Raw genomic sequence first — 25,355 nt, forward strand, 5'->3', positions numbered from 1 at the left:
GACCACAGGGGACGTCGAATCCGCGGCCCGGCTCGTCTCGTTCGGCATGCGCCCGAAGCAGCTCCCGTCACGGGACGTCGTATACGGCGATCTCGTCCGGCGCTACGGCGAGGACAGGGCGTTCAAACAGCTCACGCACGCGGTCGCGGCCGGGCTCGGGCTGATGGTGCTGGAGGTCAACCTCCAGGCCGGTGCCGTGCTGGCGGCGACCGACGAGTCCGTCTTCGAGATCAAGATGGACAGCTACGCGCGGCAAAGCAAGATCCGCGAACGCCGGGAGACCGAGAAGGTCCTGCACGGGCTCGTCCATCTCGCCACCGCCGCGCTCGGCTACCCGCGGCCGGACGACCTCGCCAACGACACCTACATCGGCCGCGTCAGTGTCGAGCAGGTGGACGCGATGGTGCGCGAGGCCTGCCGGATCCTCGACGAGCGCGCGGCGGAGGCCGAAGCGAACAACGACCCGCTGGCCGACGCGCCCGAACTCGAACAGGCCTGGCGGGCCTACGCCCGGCGTCCGGCGGCCGCCGCGACCAAGGACGGCAGGCTGGCCTCGGACACCACGCGCGGCATGGTCGCGCGGGCCCTGCGTTTCCTCGCCGATCAAGGCTTTCTCGTCCAGGTCAGCGGAGAGCAGGGCGGGACCTACCGGACGACACCGCGCTACCAGGTGCAGGTGCGGGAACTCGCCGCCGACGCGGCCTTCGACGATCTGCTCGAGCTGAACGTGGTGTCGGTCGCCAACGGTGGCGGGACGTTGCGCGCGGCCGCGTCGGACACGCTCTAGAGGGGAAGAGATGTACGAGCTTTCGCGGGTTCGCCTGCACTCGGTGGGCCCGGCGGGCGCGCGGTACCAGGACGTCGTGCTGGACTTCAGCGGCGTCGGCGCCGCCATCACCGCGCCCCAACAGGACGCGCTGTTCAGCGCCGGGATCCACCTGGCGGGGGAGGGGCCGCCGCGGCGCCCGTCGCCGGCGAGCGTGCTGTTCCTGGAGAACGGCGGCGGTAAATCCGTCCTGATCAAGCTGATCTTCTCGGTCATGCTGCCCGGCCGCCGCCAGGTCGTCGGCACGACGAACACCAAGGTGCTGGAGAAGTTCGTCGCCGCCAAGGACGTTTCGCACGTCGTGCTGGAGTGGCTGCAGGTCGAGACCGGCCACCGGGTGATCACCGGCAAGGTGTCGGAATGGCGCGGGCACGTGGTGTCGGCCGACTCGGAGAACCTCGTCGACTCCTGGTACTGCTTCCGGCCGACGCCCTCGCTCGATCTGGACTCGCTGCCGCTGACGTCGGACGGCAGGCTGCTGACGATGTCCGGCTTCCACGACCAGCTCGACAAGGTGCACGGCGGCGAGCCGGAACTGGAGCTGTTCTGGACCCGGCGGCACCACGAATGGACGTCGCGGCTCGACGGTCTCGGCCTCGACACCGAGCTTTTCCGGTACCAGCGCGCGATGAACGCCGGCGAGGGCGAGGCGGCCGACGCCTTCGCCTTCAGCACCGACGAGGCGTTCGTCGAGTTCCTGTTGCGCGCGGTGCTTTCGGAAGAGGAGCCGAAGGACCTCGCCGAGGTCGTCGCGACCTACGCGCACAACCTCGCCCAGCGCGGGGACCTGTTGTCGGAGCGGGATTTCGTCGCGGGCGCGCTCGACCTGCTCACTCCGCTGGCGGAGGAGGAAGGCGTCGCCGCCGCGTCACGGAAGCTCGCCGACGCGGCCCGCGCCGAGATGCGGACGCTGGCCGGTCAGGTCGCCGCCCGCGACAAGCTGGAGAACGAGCGGCTGAGCGGGCTCGAACAGCACGTCGACGAGGTGAAGTCCGCGGAGAAACTGGCCGAGGGCGACCACCGCCGTCTCGCCGCCGGGGTCACCGAACTCCGCCGCCTGGTCGGGAAACTGCGGCTCGACGAGGCGCAGGAGAGCAAGAAGCGGATCGACGGCGAACTGGCCGAGGCCAAGACCGCCGCCGAGGCGTGGCGTGAATGCACGACCGTGCTCAACCACCTCAACGCCGCCCGCAAGGCACGCGATTTCCGGGAACTGGTGGGGACTCGCGAGCAGAAGGCGCAGCCCGCGCTGCAGGCGCGCAACGCCGCCGCGGGCGCGCTCGCCAGGGGACTGCTGGGGCTGGCCAAGAACGCCACCGAACAGGCGGCGAAGGCCGAAGCCCATGTCGGCGCCCTGCGTGCCGAGGCGGAGAAGGCGCAGGCGGAACGCGACGAGTCGGCGAACCTCGCGGCGTCGCGCCGGGCGGAGGCTCGGGGGCTGGCGGCGCGGATCGCCGAAATCCGGGACGAGATCGCGGAAACCGTCCGGTCCGGCGCGCTCAAGGCCGGGGCGGACGTCGCCGAAGCGGCGCGCGCGGCCAGGGCCGAGGCCGAGACGACCGCCGCCGAACTCGTCCGCCGTGAACAGGAACTCGAACGCGTCGCCGAGGATCTGCGGGCCGCGCAGGCCACGGTCAACGACGCGCACCGGCTCGCGGGGTCCACAAAGGACCGGCTGGAACGCGCGGCCGACGAACTCGACCGCGCCAACCGGCGCACCGACGCGCTCGCCGTCGAACCCCGGCTGAGCGAACTCCTCGGCGCGGACGACGTCACGCTGGAGACCGACCTTCCGGTGCTGCTGGAGCGCCTTCGCGAGGCCGGTTCGGCCGCGGAAAAGGAACAGACCGCGTTGCGGATGGAGGAATCCGTCGACGAGCGCGCGCTGAACGCGCTCGGTTCGGGAGGCCTCCTGCCCGCTCCGGAAGAGGTCCAGGCCGCGCTTGACGCGCTCGAAGCCGCCGGGATGAACGCGTGGTCCGGCTGGCGCTATCTGTCCACTTTGGACAAGAAGCGGCGGGCGGCCGTGCTGGCGCGCGCTCCCCAGCTGGTCTCGGGGATCCTGTTGAACGAGCCGGAGCAGGTTCGGCTCGCCGAGAAGGTCCTGGCGGAGCGGCGTCTGCTGCCCAGCACGATCATCCCGGTCGCCACCACCGAGGCCACCGCGACCGACCGTCTGCCGGACGAGGCCGGGATCGAATTCCTCGTGCCGCCCAACCCGGCGATGTACGACGAGGAGGCCGCCGACGCCGAGCGTGAGGCCATCGCGCTCCGGCACGCGGAACGCCAGCGACGGCTGGAGGCGCTCGCGACGTCGCTGGCCGACGACAGCGCGTTGTCGTGGAAGCTCAAGACCTGGCGCGAGGACTACCCGCCCGGCAGCATCGCGACGCTCGCCGAGCAGCTCCAGAACGCGCGCACCGCGCACGAGACCGCGCGTACCGCGTTGGAGCAGGCCGAAAAGGAGTTCCAGCGGCTCGGGGAGAAGGCCGCCGGGCTGCGGGAACGGATCCCCGAGCTGCGCACCGCCTCGGCCGAGGCGGGGGAGCGCGTTCGCGGGCTGGAAGCCCTCGCCACACGCGCCGCGAAGATCCCCGAGTGGACGGACGACGTCGAACGCGCGACCGAGATCGCCGAGCGGGCCGAGGCCACGGCGTCCGAAGCCGCGGTGAAGGCTTCTCGGCTGCGCGAACAGGCGGGTGAGGAACAACGCACCGCCGACGGGCACCGGCGCACGGCGACGACCGCGAAGGCGGAACTGGCCGAGGTGCCGGGATCGAGCGACGTCACCGAGGACGACTCCGTGCCCGCCGAACCGGTGGACGCGTTGCGGCGTACCTTCGCGTCGGCTTCCGAGGCGTACGCGAAGGTGGAGGTCGGCAGCGATCTCCGTGCCGAACTCGACCAGGCAGAAAGCGTCGAGGCGTCCGCGCGGGCGGCCTTGGAGGCGTTGGACGACGCCGTCCGCGAGCGGGCTTCGGCGCTGCTGGAGACGCCGGACGGCTCCGACGCTTCGGCGCGGGCCGCGGCGCAGGCGCGGGCGAACCGGGCCGTCGCGGTGCTGGAGGAGGAACGCACCGAGATCGTCGGCCTGGTCGCGACCCGCAAGGCGGAACTGGGCCAGCTCCCGGAACAGCCGTCCGCGCTCGCCCTCGACGCGCGGCCGAAGGACGTCGAGCACGGCCTGGAGCTGATCGACGAAGCCGGTCTCGAAGTGTCCGCCGCCGCGCGGAAATGGGAGGAACTGCAGGAGCGCCGCGCCGCGGCCGAAGCGACGCTGGAGTCCGCGAAGACGTCCGCGTCCGGCTTCGGTCTCCTGGCCGAATCGATGGCACACCTGTTGTCCAAAGAGGACGAAGAGGCGCCGTTCGAAGGCGACGTCGAATCCGCGCGCACCAAGCACTCCCGGCTCAACACGGCGCTCACCGAGGCACAGGACGCGGCCGACGCGGGAGACCGCCGGGTGCGGGCCGCGGCCGACCAGCTGGCGCAGTACGCCACGGACAAGCGATTCGAAAAGCTCAGCACACCGGTGCGGCAGCAGGTGATCTCGGTCCGCCGCGACCAGTTGCCCGCCCACGCCGGGGAATGGGCGGAGGCGTTGCGGCCCCGGCTGCGCACGCTCACCGACGACCTCGCGCAGATCGACCGGCACCGCGGCGGCATCATCACCCGCCTGCAGGGCATGGTCGACGGCGCGCTGCGCACACTCCGTGCGGCGCAACGGGTCTCACGGCTGCCGGACGGTCTCGGCGACTGGTCGGGCCAGGAGTTCCTGCGGATCCGCTTCACCGAACTCGAAGAGAACGTGCTCGCCGAGAAACTGGGCGAGGTCGTCGACGAGGCCGCGGTGGGGAAGACCTCCGACGGCCGGGACGTCAAACGGGACGGGCTTTCGCTCGTGCTGCGCGGCGTGCAGGCCGCCGCTCCCAAGGGTTTCCGGGTCGACATGCTGAAGCCGGACTCGGTGCTGCGGACCGAACGGCAGCGCGTCTCCGAGATCCGGGACGTGTTCTCCGGCGGGCAGCAGCTGACCGCGGCGATCATCCTGTACTGCACCCTGGCGGCACTGCGGGCGAACAACCGCGGCAAGGCCCGCAACCGGCATTCCGGCGTGCTGTTCCTCGACAACCCGATCGGCCGCGCGTCGGCGGGCTACCTGCTGGAACTGCAGCGCGCGGTCGCGGAGGCGCTGGGCGTCCAGCTGATCTACACCACCGGCCTGTTCGACGCCGGCGCGCTGAGCGAGTTCCCGCTCATCGTGCGGCTGCGCAACGACGCGGACCTGCGGGCGGGGCGCAAGTACCTGTCCGTCGACGCGACGATCCGGAACGCGACCGACGAACTCGGCGAGCCGGACGGTGTCGCGCGGCTTTCGGCGACGCGGCTGTTCACGCGGCCGTCGGAGGAGCCCGAGCAGGAGGAAGAGACGACCTGACGCGCGATGTGGCCAGGATCTTCGGCCGGGAACCTGACCGACCGGCTGGGCTGAAGGCTCCTTTCGTCGCATCAGACGCGGTGAAGGGAGCCATCGGACCACTGGGGCACCACGCATGACCGCCGAGCCCGTCGTTCCGGTCACCCGGCCGGCGTGAGGCGCTCCCGCGCCGAGGCCCGGTACTGCCCGGGCGCCTGATCACGGGCGCGCCGGAACGCCCGGCTGAACGCGTACACCGACGTGTAGCCGACCGAGCGCGCGATGGCGTCCACCGTGTCGTCGGTGTCGCGCAGCCGGACCGCGGCCAGGTCCATCCGCCACAGGGTCAGGTAGTCGCCGGGCGTCCGCCCGGTGGTTTCGCGGAACCGGCGGGTCAAGGTGCTGCGTGAGGTCGCCAGTTCCGCCGCGAGCACGTCGGTCGTCCACGATTTCGCCGGATCCTCGTGGATCTTGGCCAAGGCCACGCTGATCAGCGGGTCGCCGAGGACACCGAGCCAGGTTCCCCGCGTCTCGGCCGGTTTCTCGGTCCGCCAAGCGCGGAGCAGTTGGACCAGAAGGATGTCGACGAGCCGGTTCAAAACGAAGTCGGTGGCGATCTGCGGGCTCGCCAGTTCCCGCGACAGCAGCCGGACGGTGTCGTCCAGCCCGTCGCGGCCGCGGTTCGCGCGGATGTGCACCACCTCCGGCAGGGTGGCGAGCACCTGGGTCGACACCGCCGGGTCGTAGTCGTAGGACGCGCCGAGGACGTGCGTCTCGACCTCCCCGGAGCCGAGGCGCAGCACGCCGCCGCAGTCCCGCGCCTTCTCCGCCGCGGTGCACACGTTGGGAATGATCGCGACGTCCGGAGCGCTGCGCAGGGTGTGCTCCGGCCCGTTCGGCAACAGCACCACGTCGCCGGGCATGAGTTGCCGCGGCGGCTGACCGGCCAGTTCCAGCCAGGCCGTCCCGCAGGTGACGGCGTAGAAGGCGGCGCGGGTGATGCCGTGCCAGAGGATGCCCCACGGTCCGGACGCCTCGATGCGTGCTCCGGCGGTGCCGCGGACGCCGCCCACGGCGAGCACTTCGGCCAGGAGGTCCATGAGGGTGATGATAATGCGACAGATGGATATGTTCCTGGCGGTTTCGAGCATCGATACGGTCACTCTGTGCGTCATACGATCGAGGTCATGACAGAGACGTTCGACTTCGACAAGATCAACCGAAGCGTGATCGCCGAGTTCCGCGAGAAGGGCGGCAAGGCGGGCGGCATGTTCGAGGGCTACCCGCTCGTGCTCGTCCACCACACCGGCGCGAAGTCCGGCACCGAGCGGATCGCGCCGCTCGTCCCGCTCCTCGAGGACGACCGGATCTACATCTTCGCGAGCAAGGGCGGCGCCGACGACAACCCGGCGTGGTTCCACAACCTGGTCGCCAACCCGGACACCAAGGTCGAGCTCGGCACCGAGACCTTCCCCGTCCGCGCACGCGTCCTCACCGGCGCCGAGCGCGACGAGGTCTACGCCAGGCAGTCGGCCATCATGCCGCAGTTCGCCGAGTACCAGAGCAAGACCAGCCGGGTCATCCCGGTGTTCGAACTGGAGCGCGTCCAGGGGAGCTGAAGGGGACTTTCCCCGCGTCTCACGCGGTGAAGGGCGCTTTCCCCGCATCGCATGCGGGGAAAGCGCCCTTCAGCCGTTTGTGGCCGAAACTGTCGGGCCCCGGTGATAGAACCGATCCGTGACCCCCAAGATCGACACCGCGCAGCGCCGCGCCCGCCTCGCGACGCGTCATCGCCTCACCACGCCCGCCGAGTCGGTGCTCGCCGCCGCGGACGCGGTCGTCGCGCTGCACGCCACGGATCCGGCGTCGGTGCACCTCTCGGCGTGGGCGCGCGTGAAGGGCGACGGCGTCGCCGAACTGGAGAGCGCGCTCTACGAGGAGCGCACGCTGATCCGGATGCTCGGCATGCGCCGCACGGTCTTCGTCCTCGGGCACGAGAACGCGGCCCTCGTGCAGGCCGCGTGTTCCGCCGACATCGCCAAGAAGCAGCGCCGCCTGCTCGAACAGCACCTCGCCACGCAGGGCCATCCGGAGAACGTGCCGGAGCCGGAACGCTGGCTCGCCGAGGTCGAGGACGCGACGGAGCGCGCGCTGAAGGCCCGCGGTTCCGCCACGGCGCAGGAGCTCTCCCACGACGAGCCGCGCCTGAAGCAGCAACTCCTGATGGCGAAGGGAAAGCCGTACGAGGCGATCGCCAACGTCACCAGCCGCGTCCTGTTCCAGCTCGCGGTCGACGGCCGCATCGTGCGCGGCCGCCCGCGCGGCAGCTGGATCAGCAGCCAGTACTACTGGGCGCCGATGGCGGGCTGGCTGCCGCAGGGCCTCGCCGGCTGGGACGCCGACGCCGCCAGGGTCGAGCTCGCCCGAAGGTGGCTCTACGCCTACGGGCCCGCCCCGATCGCGGACCTCCGCTGGTGGACGGGCTGGACGATCGGCCAGACGAAGAAGGCGCTCGCGGAGATTCAGCCGGTCGAGGTCGATCTCGACGGTGTCCCCGGCGTGGTGCTCGCCGACGATCTGGAGCCGGTGGCCGAGCCCGAACCCTGGGTCGCCCTGCTCCCGTCCCTCGATCCGACGGCGATGGGGTGGATCGAGCGCGACTGGTACCTCGGCCCGCACAAGGCACCGCTGTTCGACGGCACCGGCAACATCGGGCCCACGGTCTGGGCCGACGGCCGCATCGTCGGCGGCTGGGCGCAGCGGCCGGACGGCGAGGTCGTCCATCACCTCCTGGAGGACGTGGGCGCGGACGTCGAACGGGCCGTCGAGGCGGAGGCGAACCACCTGGCCGAGTGGTTCGGGGAGGTGCGAGTCACGCCACGGATGCGCACGCCGCTGGAGCGACGGCTAGCACAGTGAAGCTGAGAGTTTTCCCAAGACGTCCTGGTAGCGACGCACTTAATCGATTCTTGACCTGACCCACCGAGTGGTGGAAGTCTCGTCAGGGCAAAGAGGGTGGCCCGAGCACGCACGCTAGGGTTGCGCCCGAGTAAAGGACGTCTTACCGGGGCGATCCCGGACGAGTCTCAAGGGAGTGGCAGCAGTGACGGTTCGCGTAGGTGTCAACGGCTTCGGCCGCATCGGCCGCAACTTCTTCCGGGCCGTGCAGGCCGCCGGTCACGACATCGAGGTGGTCGCGTTCAACGACCTCGGCGACGTCGCCACCATGGCCCACCTGCTGAAGTACGACTCCATCCTCGGCCGCTTCCCGGGCGAGGTCAGCGTCAGCGACGAGGGCATCGTCGTCGACGGCAAGACGATCAAGGCCCTCGCCGAACGCGACCCGGCCAACCTGCCCTGGGGCGACCTCGGCGTGGACGTCGTCGTCGAGTCGACCGGTTTCTTCACCAACGGCGACGCCGCCAAGGCGCACATCGCCGGTGGCGCCAAGAAGGTCATCATCTCCGCGCCCGCCAAGGGCGAGGACCTGACCGTGGTGCTGGGCGTCAACGACGACAAGTACGACGGTTCGCAGACCATCATCTCGAACGCGTCCTGCACCACCAACTGCCTCGGCCCGCTGGCCAAGGTCCTCAACGACGCCTTCGGCATCGAGCAGGGCCTGATGACCACGATCCACGCGTACACGCAGGACCAGAACCTGCAGGACGCGCCGCACAAGGACCTGCGCCGCGCCCGCGCCGCCGCGCTGTCCATGGTCCCGACCTCGACCGGTGCCGCCAAGGCCATCGGCCTGGTCCTGCCGGAGCTCAACGGCAAGCTCGACGGCTACGCGGTCCGCGTCCCGGTCCCGACCGGTTCGGCCACCGACCTCACCGTCACGCTCGCCAAGAGCGCGACCATCGAGGAGATCAACGCCGCGTACAAGGCCGCCGCCGAGGGCCCCCTGGCCGGCATCCTGCGCTACAGCGACGACCCGATCGTCTCGGCCGACATCGTCACCGACCCGGCCTCCTGCATCTACGACGCGCCGCTGACCAAGGTCATCGGCAACCAGGTCAAGGTCGTCGGCTGGTACGACAACGAGTGGGGCTACTCCAACCGCCTCGCCGACCTCGTCAAGCTCGTCGGCACCAAGCTCTCCTGAGCCATGGCGCTGAAGAACCTCGAAGACCTGCTGGGCGAGGACGTCTCAGGCCGGTACGTGCTCGTGCGCTCCGACCTGAACGTCCCGCTCGACGGGGAAACCATCACCGACGACGGCCGCGTCCGCGCGGCCCTGCCGACCCTCAAGCGGCTCGCCGAGGCGGGCGCGAAGGTGGTCGTCACGGCGCACCTCGGCCGTCCCAAGGGCGAGCCGGACCCGAAGTTCTCGCTCGCGCCCGTCGCCGCGAAGCTCACCGAGCTGCTCGGCGTCGACGTCCCGCTGGCGGGTGACCTGGTCGGCGAGTCCGCCAAGGCCACCGTCGCCGGTCTGACCGACGGCCAGGTGGCCCTGCTGGAGAACGTGCGCTTCGACGCGCGCGAGACCAGCAAGGTCGAGGCCGAGCGCCAGGAGCTGGCCGCCGAGCTGGCCGCGCTCGTCCCCGGCGGTGCGTTCGTCTCCGACGGTTTCGGTGTCGTGCACCGCAAGCAGGCCTCGGTCTACGAGATCGCTCGCGCGCTTCCGGCGTACGCGGGCGGCCTCGTGCTGGCCGAGGTCGACGTCCTCAAGAAGCTCACCGAGGACCTCGCGCGGCCGTACGTCGTCGTCCTCGGCGGTGCGAAGGTCTCGGACAAGCTGGGCGTCATCGCCAACCTGCTGACCAAGGTCGACAGGCTCCTCATCGGCGGCGGCATGGCGTACACCTTCCTCAAGGCCCAGGGCCACGAGGTCGGCAACTCGCTGCTGCAGGAGGACCAGCTGGACCAGGTCCGCGGCTTCCTCGCCGAGGCGGAGAAGCGCGGCGTCGAGCTGATCCTGCCGGTGGACGTCCTCGCCGCGACGGGCTTCGCGGCCGACGCGGAGTTCGACGTCGTCGACGCGACGGCCATCCCGGCCGGCCGCATGGGGCTCGACATCGGCCCGAAGTCGCGTGAGCTGTTCGCGGGCAAGCTGGCCGACGCGGCGACCGTGTTCTGGAACGGCCCGATGGGCGTGTTCGAGTTCGAGTCCTTCGCCGGCGGCACCCGTGCCGTGGCCGAGGCACTGGTCAAGAGCGACGCCTTCACCGTGGTCGGCGGTGGCGACTCCGCCGCGGCCGTGCGGCAGCTCGGCCTGCCGGAGGACGGCTTCTCGCACATCTCGACCGGCGGCGGCGCGTCGCTGGAGTACCTGGAGGGCAAGGAACTGCCCGGAGTCGCTGTGCTGGGAGAGAACGACTAGTGGCGCGCAAACCGCTCATCGCCGGCAACTGGAAGATGAACCAGAACCACCTCGAAGCCATCGCGCTGGTTCAGAAGATCGCCTTCGCCCTGCCGGAGAAGTACTACGCGAAGGTCGACGTCGCGGTCCTGCCGCCGTTCACCGACATCCGCAGCGTCCAGACGCTGACCGACGGCGACAAGCTGTCGCTCACCTACGGCGCCCAGGACCTGTCGCCGCACGACTCCGGTGCCTACACCGGTGACGTGTCGGGCCCGATGCTGGCGAAGCTGGGCTGCAGCTTCGTCACCGTCGGGCACTCGGAGCGGCGTGAGTACCACGGCGAGTCCGACGAACTGGTGAACAAGAAGGTCAAGGCCGCGCTCAAGCACGGCATCAAGCCGATCCTGTGCGTGGGGGAGAAGCTCGAGGTCCGCGAGGCGGGCGAGCACATCACCCACACCACGACCCAGCTGGTCGAGGGCCTCAAGGGGCTCAAGGCCGAGCAGGTCAAGGACGTCGTCGTCGCCTACGAGCCGGTCTGGGCGATCGGGACCGGCAAGGTCGCGACCCCGCAGGACGCCGAGGAGGTGTGCGGAGCCATCCGTGCCACCCTCGCCGAGAAGTACGGTGCCGAGGTCGCGTCCTCGGTCCGCGTGCTCTACGGCGGCTCGGCCAAGGCCAACAACATCAGTGACCTCGTCGCCTGCGAGAACATCGATGGCGCGCTCGTCGGTGGTGCCAGCCTGGATGGTGACGAGTTCACCAAACTCTGCGCACTCGCCGCGGGCGGGCCCCTGCCCTGATCGGGGCACCTACCGGGTAACCTGGGTATCCGGTCCGTCACACAGCAGTGGACGAGTCCAGGAGTACGGTGTGTTCTGGCGGTCATGAGCCGCTGGTGGCACACCGTTTTCCTGCATTCTCCAAGAGCGCAGAGGATGACATGAAGCTGTTCCTGCAAATCCTGTTGATCGCCTCCAGCGTGCTGCTGGTGGTCGCCGTGTTGCTGCACCGCGGCCGTGGTGGCGGTCTGTCTTCGCTGTTCGGTGGCGGTATGCAGTCGAGCCTCTCGGGCTCGAGCGTGGCCGAGAAGAACCTCGACCGGATCACGCTGCTGCTGGGCGCGGTGTGGCTGATCAGCATCATCGGCCTCGGGCTCCTGCTCAAGGTCTGATCGATCCAGGTGTTTCGGCGTGCCTATGGGGGGCGCGCCGCCGATCCCTATAGGTGTGAGGATTCATGGTTGGCGGTAACGCGATTCGGGGCACCCGTGTGGGTGCCGGGCCTTCGGGCGAATCGGAGCGGGGTGAGTCGGCGCCGCGGCGCCGGATTTCCTACTGGTGTGCCAACGGGCACGAGGCACAGCCCTCGTTCTCGATGGACGCCGAGATTCCCGACGAGTGGGACTGCCCGCGTTGCGGGCTCCCCGGTGGGCAGGACGAGAAGAACCCTCCTGCCGCGCCGCGGACCGAGCCTTACAAGACTCACCTCGCGTACGTGAAGGAACGGCGTTCCGACGCCGACGGCGAGGCCATCCTCGCCGAGGCGCTGGAGCGGTTGCGCCAGCGCCGGGAGATCTAGCCTCCGCTCACCGGTCGAGCGGGTACCGGGCACGCACCCGGAACCCGCCGTCCTCGGTGTCGGCGGTCTCGAAGCTCCCACCCAGCAGTCGAGCGCGTTCGGCCAGCCCGGTCAGCCCGTGCCCTCCCGAGGGCAGGGCCGCACCGGGGGTCCGAGCGCGCTCGTTGCGTATTTCGACCTTGAGCGAACCGTGCTCGCCCTGGATCCGGATGGTCGCGGTGGCGCCGGGTGCGTGCTTGTGCACGTTGGTCAGGCATTCCTGCACGGTCCGGTAGGCCGCCGCGGAAACCTGGCTGGGCAGCAGGTCGGGGATCCGCTCCACGGTGAGGTGCACCGGGACGTCCGAGCCGCGGATCAGCCGGTCGAGTTCGTTGATCCCCGGCCGCGGCCCGTCGTCCTCGGACCCCGAGCGGAGCACGCTCACGAGTGAGCGCAGTTCTTCGAGGGTCTTGGTGCTCAGCTTCCGGATGACCTGCGCGGTTTCGAGCGACCGGGCGTCGGTGGTCTGCGCCTGCAGTGCGCCGGCCTGCATCGCGATCAGCGTGATCTGGTGCGAGACGACGTCGTGCATCTCCCGCGCGAGGCGGGCGCGTTCCTCCGCGCGGACGGCGTCGGCGTGGAAGCGGCGCTCGCGGTCGCGGCTGGCGGCGAGTTCGGACAGTTTCTGCGAGATCTCGGTTCGCGCTCCGATGAGCAGGCCGATGGCCACCGGCATGCCGGCGACGATGACGCCGTAGATGCCGTCCAGGACGTGTTCGCGCCAGCTGAGCTCGACGAAGTCGGCCAGCGGCCACTGCACGAACCGGCAGGTGAAGACGAGCGCGAACCCGGTCCAGGTCTGCCAATGCATCTGTTTGCGGGTGGCGAGGAAGCCGAGCGCGATCATCGCGGCCAGCTGCGACCAGCCCGCCAGGAAGCCTGGGACGGTGACGATCACCGCGAGGAACGGCAGCTTGCGCCGGAAGGCGAGGCCGAGGCACGCGGCGCCGGACAGGTAGATCGAGTACGGCTGGGCCTTCTCGGGGATCACCAGCCAGACGTCGAGCGCGGCCAGGAAGATCGCGAGTGTGTCGATGCCCAGCGCGACCAGCGCCGGACGTTTGATCTTGGCGAACGACATGACCCCGGCGGCACGGCGCATCCGGTCGGCGGCCTCCGCTCCGGAGCCGCCCACCGAGATACCTGGCATCGAGAGACCCTCTGTGCTCATCGCTGGCGACCTCACTCGTCTTGTGGACTTGAATGGTGAGACGTGTTCTTCGCCCGATCGGGACGCGCAGGAACGAACAAATGTGCGGATGCTAACGGGTGGATGTACAAGGGCGGTAAGTTTCCCCCAGTCGGGCTAGCGACTGGTCGGTCACTGTCCGTTCTGCGGACAAGTGCATGAACGTTCGGTCGGTCAAGGCGCGGACCGGACCACCCGGGCTCGGTGGTCCGTTGATCGTTCCGACGCGCGAACGGACCGTTTCTGATGCCGAAGCCGGCAAGAGTTGATCTTTGTCACTTTCCGCCCCCAGACGGTTACAGAAGGCGTGATGCCGTGAACGCCTCCTTCACTACCTTCAGCGTAGGGAAGGAGGCCTTCACGGACTTCCGCCATGGGGGTGTCACCGCCGCATCCCGTGATCAGACCCGTAACTCGCGTGATCGAAGACGCAACTCGCGTGCTTGAAGGCGTCACTCGCGTGTTGCGCGTCCAATCACGCGAGTGACGCCTCTGATCACGCGAGTTACGCCTTGGGGCACGTCGCCGGAAGCGCGTGAAGGCCCCCTTCCCACGGCTCAGCCGAAGGAAGGGGGCCTTCACGCGCGAAAGCGTCAGCCCGTAGGGGGCTGGTAGACCTTCGTGAGTTTCGAGGCGGAGCCTCGGTCCAGCAGCCAGAGCGTGCGGCGCGAGCCGCGTGCCCCGGCGACCGGGATCTCGACCTCGCCCGCACCGGCCAGCGCCTGCGCGACGGCGTCGGCCTTGGCGTCGCCGCCGGTGACCAGCCAGATGTCCTGCGCGCGACGGATCGCGGGCAGGGTCAGCGAGATCCGGGTCGGCGGCGGCTTGGGGCAGTCCCGCACCGCGACGACCGAGCGTTCCTTCTCGTGCACCGCCGGGCTGTCCGGGAAGATCGAGGCGGTGTGCCCCTCCCCGCCGAGGCCCAGCAGCATGATGTCGAACGCCGGGACCTCAGGGGTCAGGATCTCCGCGTACGCGGCGGCCGCCGCGTCGACGTCGTCGCCGAACTCGCCGTCCGAAGGTGCCATGGCGTGCACCCGCTTCGGGTCGAGCGGGACGTGGTCGAGCAGCGCCTCACGAGCCTGCTTCTCGTTGCGCTCGTCCGAATCCGCCGGGACGAAGCGCTCGTCTCCCCAGTAGACGTCCAGACGCGACCAGTCGATGGCGTCGCGGGCACTGGAGTCACGCAGTTCCCGCAGGATCGCGATCCCGGTGCCGCCGCCGGTGAGCACCACCGAAGCGGAGCCCTTGGCGGCCTGGACGTCCACGAGCCGGGTGACCAGCCTGGCCGCCGCGGCGGCGGCCAGGAGATCCGGGTTCTCGTAGACGACGACCTCGGTCTTGCTCATGAGGCGCTCTTCGCGGTCTTGGCGGCCGGAGCCTTCTTCGCCGCCGGAGCCGCCTTCTTCGCCGGAGCAGGCTTCGCGGTGCCCGACGAGATCTTGCCGAGCCCGTTCAGCGAGGCCTCGTAGACCTCGTCCGGGTCGAGCCGCCGCAGCTCCTCGATCAAGCAGTCCTTGTTGTCCCGCCGCTGCAGCGCGATCCGGCGCGTCGGCTGGCCCGGCTGGGTCAGCATGCCGACCCGCCCGTCCGGCCGGTGCAGTTCCACCGGCCCGGAACGCCGGTCCAGCGTCACCGAGATGATGCCCGCGGCACCACTGCTCTTGACCCGCTTCACCGGCACCTTGAGGTACTCGGCCAGCCAGCCGGCGAGCAGTTCGGTCGACGGCGAGTCGGCCTCGCCGGTCACGGTCGCGCCGGTGACCTTCTCGTACGGCGGGAGGTCCAAAGCGGACACCAGCTGCGCGCGCCACCGGGTCAGCCGGGTCCACGCCAGGTCGGTGTCACCCTCCACATAGGACTTCGCTCGCGTGGTGAGTGCCCTTATGGGCGCCTTTTCCGCCGCCGAGTCGGTGATCCGGCGCTGCGCCAGCTCACCGAGCGGGTCCTTGGCCGGGGCCTTCGGACCGGTGCCGGGCCACCAGGTGACGATCGGCGCGTCCGGCAGCAGCAACGGAACGACCGCGCTCTGCCCCTGCGAAGCCAGCGGACCGTAGAGCCGCAGGACGATGACCTCGCTCGCGCCGGCGTCGCCGCCGACCCGGATCTGGCCGTCGATCCGCGGTGCCGCGGTCCGCGCGCCCTTGGCCACCACGATCACCCGTGAGGGGTGCTCCCGGCTGGCCTCGTTGGCGGCCTCGATCGCCTCTTCGAGTTTGTCGTCGTCGTCGGCCACTATGACCAGCGTCAGCACCCGGCCGAGCGCGACCTGCCCGCCCTGCTCGCGGATCTCGACGAGTTTCTTGTTCAGCTGCGACGTCGTGGTCGACGGCAGGTCGATGATCACGGACGCCTCCAGTTCCGGCCGGTACGCTCCAGCATTTCGTCCGCGGACGGCGGTCCCCACGAACCGGGCGGGTACGCCTCGGGCGCGCCCTTCTTGGCCCAGTGGTCGAGGATCGGGTCCAGGATCTCCCAGGACAGCTCGACCTCTTCGTTCACCGGGAACAGCGACGGTTCGCCGAGCAGCACGTCCAGGATGAGCCGCTCGTAGGCCTCCGGGGACGACTCGGTGAAGGCGTGCCCGTACCCGAAGTCCATCGTGACGTCGCGGACCTCCATCGTGGTCCCCGGCACCTTCGACCCGAACCGCAGCGTGATGCCCTCGTCGGGCTGCACCCGGATCACCAGCGCGTTCTGGCCCAGTTCCTCGGTCGAGGTCGAGTCGAACGGCAGATGCGGCGCCCGCTTGAACACCACGGCGATCTCGGTGACCCGGCGGCCCAGCCGCTTGCCGGTGCGCAGGTAGAACGGCACGCCCGCCCAGCGGCGGTTCTGCACCTCCAGCGTCACCGCGGCGTAGGTCTCGGTGGTCGAGTCCTTCGCGAAACCGCCTTCCTGCAGCAGGCCCGGCACCTTCATGCCGCCCTGCCAGCCGCCCGCGTACTGCCCGCGCGCGGTGGTCTCGTCGAACGGCGCCAGCGGCTTGGTCGCCGAGAGCACCTTGACCTTCTCCGCGCGGAGCGCGCGCGGAGCGAACGAGACCGGCTCCTCCATCGCGGTCAGCGCGAGGAGCTGCAACAGGTGGTTCTGGATGACGTCGCGTGCGGCGCCGATGCCGTCGTAGTAGCCCGCGCGGCCGCCGAGGCCGATGTCCTCGGCCATGGTGATCTGCACGTGGTCGACGTAGTTGGCGTTCCAGATCGGCTCGAACAGCTGGTTCGCGAAGCGCAGCGCCAGCAGGTTCTGCACCGTCTCCTTGCCGAGGTAGTGGTCGATGCGGAACACCGACTCCTCGGGGAAGACGTCGTTCACGATCTCGTTGAGCTCCTTGGCGCTCTTGAGATCGCGGCCGAACGGCTTCTCGATGACGACGCGGCGCCAGGTGTCCTCGCTCGCGTCGGCGAGGCCGGAGCGGGCGAGCTGCTTGGTCACCACCGGGAACGCGCTCGGCGGGATCGACAGATAGAACGCGGTGTTGCCCCCGGTGCCGCGCTCGGCGTCGAGGTCCTTGACCGTCTGCGCGAGTTTGTCGAAGGCCTCGTCGTCGTCGAAGGTGCCCTGCACGAACCGGATGCCTTCGGCGAGCCGGTTCCACACCGACTCCTTGAACGGCGTCCGCGCGTGCTCCTTGACCGAGTCGTGCACGAGCTCGCCGAAGTCCTGGTGCTCCCAGTCCCGGCGGGCGAACCCGACGAGCGAGAACCCGGCGGGCAGCAGCCCGCGGTGGGCCAGGTCGTAGATCGCCGGCATCAGCTTCTTGCGGGCGAGGTCACCGGTCACGCCGAAGATCACCAGGCTGGACGGCCCGGCGATCCGCGGCAGCCGCTTGTCGCGCGGGTCGCGCAGCGGGTTGTTCCAGGCTCGTGTCACTCGCCGGCCTCCTGTACCGCGCGGACCAGTCCGGCCAGGCCGGCGGCCCGGTCGGTGAGGTGCAGGCGCAGCACCGGACGGCCGTGCTCGGCGAGCACCTGGCCGTCACCGAGCGCCTGCGCGTGCTGCAGGACGCCGAGGGTGTACGGCCGGTCCGGAACGTCGAGATCGTCCTCGACGGCGCCGGTGATCTGCAGGAAGACACCGTTCTGGTGCCCGCCCTTGTGGTATTGCCCGGTCGAGTGCAGGAACCGCGGCCCCCACCCGAAGGTGGTCTGCCGTCCGGTCCGCTTGGCGATCTCGCCGCGCAGGACGGCCGTCGACGCGTCGTCGAGCCGGTCGAGGTACGCCTGCACCGCGATGTAGCCGGTTTCCGGTGCGGAGTCGAAGAAAGCCCGCAGGATGTCCGCGAGCTTCCCGTCCGTGGAAACTCCATCCATGCCCCCGCCACCGCCCTCAACGGAGGCGCTGCGCGCCGCAGTGAACACCTTAGAGCCGAACACCTCGACCGCGCCGTCCACAGTGGACGGCTCTTCGCCGCCCTTGAGCTTGTCCGGGTTGTCGAGCAGCGAACGCGCGGCCTTCTTGGCGGCCTCGACGTCGGGCTGGTCGAACGGGTTGATCCCGAGCAGCCGTCCGGCGAGCGCGGTGGCGAACTCCCACAGCAGGAACTGCGCGCCGAGCGAGCCGGTCACGGAGATCTTCGCCGCGCCTTCCGCCGCGCCGACGGCCACCGGGGTGGCGTCGCCCTTGGCGTCGGCGAAACCGGGGGAGTCCGGGCCTTCGACGGCGACCGGCAGGAGACCGGTGCCCTGCTTGCCGGTGGACTCGGCGATCAGCTGCTCCGCCCAGTCGGCGAAGCCCTTGATGCCCGATCCCGTGTCCGCGATGACGACCTTCTCGGCGCCCTTTTCGTGCGCCGCGCCCCACGCCGCCGCGAGCTTGACCGCGGGGTTGTCGACGGAGTCGGCGGCCAGCTCGTCGGCCACCGAAGCGGCCTGGTCGAGCAGGCGGGCGACGTCCGCGCCGGCGAGCCCGGCCGGGACGAGCCCGAACGCGGTCAGCGCCGAGTAGCGGCCACCGACGTTCGGGTCGGCGAGGAAGACCTTGCGGTAACCCTCCTTTTCGGACAGTTCCGCGAACGGCGAGCCGGGGTCGGTGACGACCACGATCCGCCGGGCCGCGTCGATGCCCGCGTCGGCGAAGGCCTTCGCGAAGATCCGGCGGTGGCTGTCGGTCTCGACGGTGCCGCCGGATTTCGACGACACGACGATGACCGTGCGCTCCAGGTCACCGGCGAGCGCGTCGGCGACCTGACCCGGGTCGGTGGTGTCGAGGACCGTCAGCGGGACGCCGTCGGTCGCGGTGATGACCTCGGGGGCCAGCGACGAACCGCCCATGCCCGCGAGGACGACGCGGTCGACGCCCTCGGAACGCAGGTCGGTCCGCAGTGCCTCGATCTCGCCGATCAACGGCCGCGAGGACTTGTGCAGCGTCGTCCACGAGAGACGGATCGACGCTTCGGACTCGGCTTCGGGACCCCACAGTGTGGCGTCCTGGGACGCCAGTTTCGATGCGACCTGGTCGGCGACGAGCCGCTCCGCGAACGGAGCGGCTTCGCCGGCCAGGGCGGCGTCGACGATTTCGACGCCGGTCGTTTCCCCTGCCATGGTCCAGATCAGTCCTTCGCCTTTTCCAGCTGTCCGGTGACGGTCTCGAGAAGCTCGGTCCACGACTTCTCGAACTTCTCGACGCCCTCGTTCTCCAGCGTCAGGAACACGTCGTCGATGTCGATGCCGACCACACGCAGCTTGTCGAAGACGACCTGCGCGTCGGGGCCCTTGCCGGTCACCGTGTCACCGGTGATCTCGGCGTGGTCGCCCGCGGCGTCGAGGGTCTTCTCCGGCATCGTGTTGACCGTGTCCTTGACGACGAGCTGGTCCACGTAGCGGGTGTCGGAGTACTGCGGGTCCTTCACGCCGGTGGAGGCCCACAGCGGACGCTGCGGGTTCGCGCCGGCCTCGGCGAGCGCCTTCCAGCGGTCCGAAGCGAAGAGCTCCTCGAACGCCGCGTACGCGAGCCGCGCGTTGGCGATGGCGGCCTCACCGCGCAGCGCGGTGGCCGCGTCGGTGCCGATCGCGTCGAGGCGCTTGTCGATCTCGGTGTCCACACGGGACACGAAGAACGACGCGACCGAGTGGATGCCCTTGAGGTCGTGGCCGTTGGCCTTCGCCTGCTCCAGACCGGCGAAGTAGGCCTCGATGACCGCTCGGTACCGCTCGACCGAGAAGATCAGCGTGACGTTGACGCTGATGCCTTCGGCGAGGGTCTTGGTGATCGCCGGGAGACCCTCTTCGGTGGCCGGGATCTTGATCAGCACGTTCGGCCGGTCCACGGTCTTCCACAGGTCCTGCGCCTCGGCCACCGTCTTGTCGGAGTCCTTGGCCAGCCGCGGGTCCACCTCGATGGACACCCGGCCGTCGACCCCGTTCGTGGCGGTGTAGACGTCGCGGAACAGGTCCGCGGCGTTGCGCACGTCGGTGGTGGTCAGCTCCCGGATGGTGGCCTCGACGTCGGCGCCGCGGGCAGCGAGCTCGCGGGTCTGCTCGTCGTACGCCTCGCCCTTCGACATCGCGTTGGCGAAGATCGTCGGGTTGGTCGTCACGCCCACGACGTGCTTGTCGCGGATCAGTTCGGCGAGGTTGCCCGTGTTCAGGCGCTCACGGGACAGGTCGTCGAGCCAGATCGACACCCCGGCCTCGGACAGCTGCGCGAGCTTGTCGTTGCTCATGCTTTCCCCTTCAGTTCTTGGTGTTGGCGATCGAGCGACGGGCGGCCTCGACGACTGCCTCCGCGGTGAAACCGAACTCACGGAACAGTGTGGCGGCGTCGGCCGACGCACCGAAGTGCTCGATCGAAACGTTCACCCCGGCGTCACCGGTGAAGCGGTGCCACGACTGGGCGACACCGGCCTCCACGGAGACACGTGCCTTGACCGACGGCGGGATGACTGAGTCCTTGTAGGACTGCTCCTGCGCGTCGAACCACTCGACACACGGCATCGAGACGACGCTCGCCGGGATGCCGTCGGCTTCGAGGGTCTTGCGGGCCTCGACGGCCAGCTGGACCTCGGAGCCGGTCGCGATCAGCACGACCTCGGGGCTGCCGTTGGACGCCTCGGCGAGGACGTAACCGCCCCGCTTGACGCCTTCGGCGCTGGTGCCCTCCAGGACCGGCACGTTCTGCCGGGTGAGCGCGAGACCCGACGGGTGGTGGACGTCCTCCAGGACGGCCTTCCACGCGTACGCGGTCTCGTTGGCGTCCGCCGGGCGGACGACGTTGAGGCCGGGGATCGCGCGCAGCGAGGAGAGCTGCTCGATCGGCTGGTGGGTGGGGCCGTCCTCGCCCAGGCCGATCGAGTCGTGCGTCCACACGTAGGTGACCGGCGCCTTCATCAGCGCGGCCAGCCGCACGGGCGGGCGCATGTAGTCGGAGAAGATCAGGAACGTCGCGCCGTAGGGGCGGGTGCCGCCGTGCAGCGCGATGCCGTTGAGGATCGAGCCCATCGCGTGCTCGCGGATGCCGAAGTGCAGCGTCCGGCCGTACGGGCTGGTCTTCCACATGTCGGTGGAAGCCTTCTCCGGGCCGAACGAGTCGGCCCCCTTCATGGTGGTGTTGTTGCTCTCCGCGAGGTCCGCGGAACCGCCCCACAGCTCGGGAAGCGGGTCGGCGAGCGCGTTGAGCACCTCACCGGAGGCCTTGCGGGTCGCGATGCCCTTGGCGTCCGGCTCCCACTTCGGCAGGTTGTCCGCGAAGCCCTCGGGCAGCGAGCGGGTGGCCATCCGGTCCGCGATCTTCTTGCGCTCCGGGTTCGCGGCGCCCCACGCCTCGAACTTCTCCTGCCATTCGGCGCGGGCGGCCTTGCCGCGGTCGACGGCCTGGCGGGTGTGCGCGATGACCTCGTCGTCGACCTGGAAGCTCTGCTCCGGGTCGAAGCCCAGGATCTCCTTGACCGCGGCGACCTCTTCTGCGCCGAGCGCGGCGCCGTGGGCCTTGCCGGTGCCCATCTTCTTCGGCGCCGGGTACCCGATGACGGTCTTCAGCGCGATGAACGACGGGCGCTCGGTCTCGGCCTTCGCGGCCTTGATGGCCTCTTCGATCGCGACGACGTCCTCGCCACCCTCGACGACCTGGGTGTGCCACCCGTAGGCCTCGTAGCGCTTCACGACGTCTTCGGAGAGGGCGATCTTGGTGTCGTCCTCGATCGAGATCTCGTTGTCGTCCCAGAAGACGATCAGGTTGCCCAGCTCCTGGCGGCCGGCGATCGAGGAGGCCTCGGCGGTGACGCCCTCTTCGATGTCACCGTCGGAGGCGATGACATAGATGTAGTGGTCGAAGATGCTCTCGCCCTGCGGGGCGTCCGGGTCCAGCAGGCCGCGCTCGCGGCGGGCCGCCATCGCCATGCCGACCGCGTTGGCCAGGCCCTGCCCGAGCGGGCCGGTGGTGGTCTCGACGCCCTTGGTGTGGCGGTACTCCGGGTGACCCGGGGTCTTCGAGTCCCACTTGCGCAGCTGCTTCAGGTCTTCCAGCTCCAGGCCGAAGCCGGCGAGGTACAGCTGGATGTAGAGGGTGAGGCTCGAGTGACCGGCGGAGAGGACGAAGCGGTCACGGGCGGGCCACTCGGGGTCCGCCGGGTCATGACGCAGCGTCCGCTGGAAGAGCGTGTACGCGAGCGGCGCCAGGCTCATCGCGGTGCCGGGGTGACCGCTGCCGCAGTTCTCGACCGCGTCCGCGGCGAGCACCCGCACGGTGTCGACGGCCCGCGTGTCGTTCTCGGTCCAGTCGGCGGGCACGTTGCGCCGGAGGAGTGGGTTCTTCTCGCTGGTAGAGGCGGTTTCGGACACTGAACTCGAACTCCCCGTCATCAGGTTGTGGCTTCTCTTCCCTCGTGGATAGCCCACGTGTACCGCTACTAATCTCAATCGATCCGGAAGGGACGATATTCCTGCTCCGGGCCGTTCGCAGGGGCACGCCGCGAGCTACCGCGGCCAGCCTAATGGTTCGGCCGGTCGAGGACCCGCGATCACCCTCTGGAAACAGCACGTCTACCATCGGGGAAGGGTTCAGAACACGGGATCCGGGGCCGCCACATCACCCGGAAGCCTGGTGGGCCCCGCCCCGAAAACTGACGCAGGGAGTGAAATGTCGTTGGTGAACGCTGCGCACGGACGCAGTGACAGCACCAGCGCCGTACATCCGACCGGTGAACGACCGCACGGTGGCCGGCGAACAATCCGCCAGGTCGTCGGCGCGTACGCCGCCCTCGCGAAGCCCAGGGTGATCGAGCTCCTCCTGGTCACCACGATTCCCGCGATGTTCCTCGCCGGCCGGGAAATCCCGTCCCCGTGGCTGGTCCTCGCGACGCTCGTGGGCGGCACCATGGCCGCCGGCAGCGCCAACGCCTTGAACTGCGTGATCGACGCGGACATCGACAAGGTGATGAACCGCACGAAGCGCCGGCCGCTGGTGAAGGAATCCGTTCCCCGGCGAGGCGCGCTGATCTTCGGTCTCGTGCTCGGCGTCCTGTCGTTCGTCGTGCTCTATTTCACGGTGAACCTGCTCTCGGCGATCCTCGCGATCGTGACGATCCTCTTCTACATCTTCGTCTACACGCTGGTGTTGAAGCGGCGTACGTCACAGAACGTGGTCTGGGGCGGCGCGGCGGGCTGCATGCCGGTCGTCATCGGCTGGGCCGCCGTCACCGGCACGGTCGAATGGCCCGCGTTCGTGATGTTCGGCGTCATCTTCTTCTGGACCCCGCCGCACACCTGGGCGCTGGGCATGAAGTACCGCGAGGACTACGAGCGCGCCGGCGTGCCGATGCTGCCGGTGGTCGCCACCCCGCAGCACGTGGCGCGGCAGATCGTCATCTACTCGTGGGTGATGGTCGCGTGGACGCTGCTGCTGGTCCCGGTGACGAGCTGGATCTACACGACGTTCGCGATCCTGGCGGGCGGCTGGTTCCTCTTCTACGCGCACAGCCTGAACGCGGCGGTGCGGCGCGGCGAGGAGACCAAGCCGATGTCGCTGTTCCACCGGTCGAACACGTACCTGATGATCGTGTTCGTCGCGCTGGCGGTGGACTCGGCGATCGGGCTTCCCGCCATCGGGCTGCCTTTCTGATCTTGTAGCGCGTGAAGGCCCCCTTCCCTCGGCTGAGCCGCGGGAAGGGGGCCTTCACGCGTGTTGGGCTGGGTGCGGTGCGCGTTCGGTCCAGGTGGCCATTGGCCGCAGGTCCGTGAAGGCCTCCTTGCCTACCCTGAAGGTAGGGAAGGAGGCCTTCACGGACTGCACGATCGCCACCCGCGGCTCTGCGACACCACCAGCCTCAGCAGTCACAGCGGATGCGCGTGAAGGGGCCCTTCCCTCGGCTCAGCCGAGGAAATTCGGCCTTCAAACCTTCCGTAAGTACATGAAGGCCCCCTTCCTTGCGCCTAGGTACAGGAAGGGGGCCTTCATGTACTTGGGCGAGCGAGTGTGACAGTGGCGTAGTGGGGCGCGTCTCGTGAGTGGCGATTCGGGTCAGAGCCAACCGTGTCCTCTGTACCTACTGGTCCGAAGTCCGTGAAGGCCTCCTTGAGGGACTCTGGGTCCCTCAAGGAGGCCTTCACGGACTGGACACCCCAGGCGCGGGGTGAGCACAGGCATAACTCGCGTGATTGGAGGCGGCACTCGGGGTGTTCCGCCTTCGATCACGTGAGTGCGGCGCCCCAACGTCCTCACCACTCACGACTAACGCGACCAGAAGTCCCACCGCAACCTGGTTTCCCACCTGCTGGCGTGCGTTGCCCACCCGGGTTACCCGTCGGTACCGTCCGACGGGGTGACGAGCACAACCGAGCGTCCGGTCACCGTCCGAGCCGGGCGAGCGACCATGGCGGTCGCCTGCCTGATCGTCTTCACGGCCCAGATGGCGACGACGATCTACCTCCCTTCCCTCCCGCTGATCGAGCGCGACTTCGCGGTCTCGCGCAGTTTCGCGGCGCTCTCGGTGTCGCTGTTCGTCGTCGGCGCGGCGGCTCCGGTGGTGCTGTGGGGCCGGGCGGCCGACCGGCTCGGGCGACGGGCGGCGATGCTGGCGGCGCTGGGCCTGTTCGTCGCATCCAGCGCGGTCCTGATCGTCAACACGTCGCCCGCGTGGCTGCTCGTTCTCCGTTCCCTGCAAGGGATCGGCGCCGGAGGCGCGGCGATCATCGCCCGCATCGTCGTGCGGGACCTCGGCGACGGCGACGCGCTCGCCCAACGCCTCTCGGTGCTGTCCATCGCGTTCGTCACCGCTCTCGGTGGCGGGCAGTTCGCCGGCGGGCTGATCGGCGGGTGGCAGGGCGGGTTCGTGGTGCTGACGGCGGCGGGCGTGCTCTGTGCCCTGGGCACGCTGACGATTCCGCTCCGCGAGAGCCGCGCGGAGAAGACCGGCATGGTCCGGATCTACCTCCGGATCCTCACCGTTCCGGCGTTCCTGCGGCCGACGATCGCGGCGGGGCTCGGCTTCGCGACGATCGTGCTCCTCCAGGAGGTCGCGCCGTTCGTCTTCCAGCAGCACTTCGGGCTGAGCGCGGACCAGTACGGCGCCCTCGGTCTCCTGTTCGGGCTCGCGTACTTCGCCGGCGCGCTGCTGGTCAACCGGCTGGCAGGACGCAAGGGTTCGCCGTGGCTGATGCGCGCGGGCGCGCTGATCATGACGGGCGCCGGCCTGCTGACGGTCGTCTTGTGGCTCGTGCCCGCGATCCCGCTCACGGCCGCCTTCGTGACGTTCGTCGCGCTGTACTGCGGGACCACCTTCGGCCAGGCCGCGCTCTTCCCGAGCAGCATGGCCGTCGCGGTGAGCGAGGTTCCCGGACACGGCGCCTACGCCGTCGCGTTGTGCGGGTTCGTCGCGCAGTCCATCGCGGGGCTCGCGGCCACTTTCGCCGTCCTGCTCCACGAAAACGTCGTGTGGGCGAGTGTGGCGACCGTCCTGTCCCTGTCGGCCTTCCTCCTGGTCCGGGTGAAAGCGCGGGAATGAGATGATGGCGGGCGCCGTTGTACTTCGTTCGGCCCCTGTCCCACCTCTCGAAAGCAG

19 protein-coding genes are annotated in these 25,355 nt (G+C 69.6%); 11 read left to right on the forward strand and 8 right to left on the reverse strand.

Annotation, left to right across the window (positions count from 1 at the left end):
- The first annotated feature begins 46 nt into the window (after positions 1–46).
- Positions 47–787: a hypothetical protein gene (locus AORI_RS54890; RefSeq protein ID WP_046199931.1), complete on the forward strand. Its 741-nt coding sequence runs from the start codon at positions 47–49 to the stop codon at positions 785–787.
- 10 nt (positions 788–797) lie between these two features.
- Entirely contained in the window at positions 798–5,264 is a 4,467-nt protein-coding gene (locus AORI_RS54895; RefSeq protein ID WP_016333137.1) for a coiled-coil domain-containing protein, read from the forward strand.
- Positions 5,265–5,404: 140 nt separating this feature from the next.
- On the opposite strand, the gene AORI_RS54900 is transcribed toward AORI_RS54895, so the two are convergent.
- Complete coding sequence (locus AORI_RS54900) at positions 5,405–6,343, reverse strand: AraC family transcriptional regulator (protein ID WP_016333138.1); 939 nt, start codon at positions 6,341–6,343, stop codon at positions 5,405–5,407.
- Positions 6,344–6,430: 87 nt separating this feature from the next.
- Here AORI_RS54900 and AORI_RS54905 point away from each other — a divergent pair, with 87 nt between their 5' ends.
- From AORI_RS54905 to AORI_RS54935, 7 genes are all read left to right on the forward strand, one after another.
- Positions 6,431–6,862 carry a nitroreductase family deazaflavin-dependent oxidoreductase gene (locus AORI_RS54905; protein ID WP_043848026.1) on the forward strand — a complete coding sequence of 144 codons (432 nt, stop codon included), beginning with the start codon at positions 6,431–6,433 and terminating at the stop codon, positions 6,860–6,862.
- Positions 6,863–6,980: 118 nt separating this feature from the next.
- Complete coding sequence (locus tag AORI_RS54910) at positions 6,981–8,162, forward strand: winged helix DNA-binding domain-containing protein (RefSeq protein ID WP_016333140.1); 1,182 nt, start codon at positions 6,981–6,983, stop codon at positions 8,160–8,162.
- Between the two features lie 184 nt (positions 8,163–8,346).
- Positions 8,347–9,351: a type I glyceraldehyde-3-phosphate dehydrogenase gene (gene gap, locus AORI_RS54915; protein ID WP_016333141.1), complete on the forward strand. Its 1,005-nt coding sequence runs from the start codon at positions 8,347–8,349 to the stop codon at positions 9,349–9,351.
- 9 nt (positions 9,352–9,360) lie between these two features.
- Positions 9,361–10,569, forward strand: coding sequence for a phosphoglycerate kinase (locus AORI_RS54920; protein ID WP_275451466.1), 1,209 nt, complete (start codon positions 9,361–9,363; stop codon positions 10,567–10,569).
- On the forward strand, positions 10,569–11,354 hold the full coding sequence (gene tpiA, locus AORI_RS54925; protein WP_016333143.1) for a triose-phosphate isomerase: 786 nt from the start codon (positions 10,569–10,571) through the stop codon (positions 11,352–11,354). Before AORI_RS54920 ends, tpiA begins: the two co-directional genes overlap by 1 nt.
- A 140-nt stretch (positions 11,355–11,494) precedes the next feature.
- Positions 11,495–11,725: a preprotein translocase subunit SecG gene (secG, locus tag AORI_RS54930; protein WP_016333144.1), complete on the forward strand. Its 231-nt coding sequence runs from the start codon at positions 11,495–11,497 to the stop codon at positions 11,723–11,725.
- A 65-nt stretch (positions 11,726–11,790) separates the two neighbouring features.
- The gene (locus tag AORI_RS54935) at positions 11,791–12,132 is read left to right on the forward strand and encodes an RNA polymerase-binding protein RbpA (protein ID WP_034311760.1); all 342 of its coding nucleotides are present in this window, start codon (positions 11,791–11,793) and stop codon (positions 12,130–12,132) included.
- Between the two features lie 7 nt (positions 12,133–12,139).
- On the opposite strand, the gene AORI_RS54940 is transcribed toward AORI_RS54935, so the two are convergent.
- From AORI_RS54940 to tkt, 7 genes are all read right to left on the reverse strand, one after another.
- On the reverse strand, positions 12,140–13,342 hold the full coding sequence (locus AORI_RS54940; protein WP_016333146.1) for a sensor histidine kinase: 1,203 nt from the start codon (positions 13,340–13,342) through the stop codon (positions 12,140–12,142).
- Positions 13,343–13,953: 611 nt separating this feature from the next.
- Positions 13,954–14,709, reverse strand: a complete 756-nt coding sequence (gene pgl, locus AORI_RS54945) for a 6-phosphogluconolactonase (protein ID WP_016333147.1) — start codon at positions 14,707–14,709, stop codon at positions 13,954–13,956.
- Entirely contained in the window at positions 14,706–15,707 is a 1,002-nt protein-coding gene (opcA, locus tag AORI_RS54950; protein ID WP_016333148.1) for a glucose-6-phosphate dehydrogenase assembly protein OpcA, read from the reverse strand. The genes pgl and opcA overlap by 4 nt, the downstream gene beginning before the upstream one ends.
- On the reverse strand, positions 15,704–17,233 hold the full coding sequence (gene zwf / locus AORI_RS54955) for a glucose-6-phosphate dehydrogenase (protein WP_016333149.1): 1,530 nt from the start codon (positions 17,231–17,233) through the stop codon (positions 15,704–15,706). The genes opcA and zwf overlap by 4 nt, the downstream gene beginning before the upstream one ends.
- Positions 17,230–18,903 carry a glucose-6-phosphate isomerase gene (locus AORI_RS54960; RefSeq protein WP_016333150.1) on the reverse strand — a complete coding sequence of 558 codons (1,674 nt, stop codon included), beginning with the start codon at positions 18,901–18,903 and terminating at the stop codon, positions 17,230–17,232. Before AORI_RS54960 ends, zwf begins: the two co-directional genes overlap by 4 nt.
- An 8-nt stretch (positions 18,904–18,911) precedes the next feature.
- A complete protein-coding gene (gene tal / locus AORI_RS54965; protein WP_016333151.1) occupies positions 18,912–20,024 on the reverse strand; it encodes a transaldolase in 1,113 nt (370 codons plus the stop codon).
- A 10-nt stretch (positions 20,025–20,034) separates the two neighbouring features.
- The gene (gene tkt, locus AORI_RS54970) at positions 20,035–22,137 is read right to left on the reverse strand and encodes a transketolase (RefSeq protein WP_016333152.1); all 2,103 of its coding nucleotides are present in this window, start codon (positions 22,135–22,137) and stop codon (positions 20,035–20,037) included.
- Between the two features lie 298 nt (positions 22,138–22,435).
- On the opposite strand from tkt, the gene AORI_RS54975 reads away from it, so the two are divergent.
- Positions 22,436–23,416, forward strand: a complete 981-nt coding sequence (locus AORI_RS54975; protein WP_016333153.1) for a heme o synthase — start codon at positions 22,436–22,438, stop codon at positions 23,414–23,416.
- Positions 23,417–24,116: 700 nt separating this feature from the next.
- Positions 24,117–25,298 (forward strand): MFS transporter, encoded by a 1,182-nt coding sequence (locus AORI_RS54980; protein ID WP_200870968.1) that lies wholly within the window; start codon positions 24,117–24,119, stop codon positions 25,296–25,298.
- Positions 25,299–25,355: the final 57 nt, after the last annotated feature.

This window comes from Amycolatopsis keratiniphila (assembly GCF_000400635.2).
Classification (GTDB): Bacteria; Actinomycetota; Actinomycetes; order Mycobacteriales; family Pseudonocardiaceae; genus Amycolatopsis; species Amycolatopsis keratiniphila.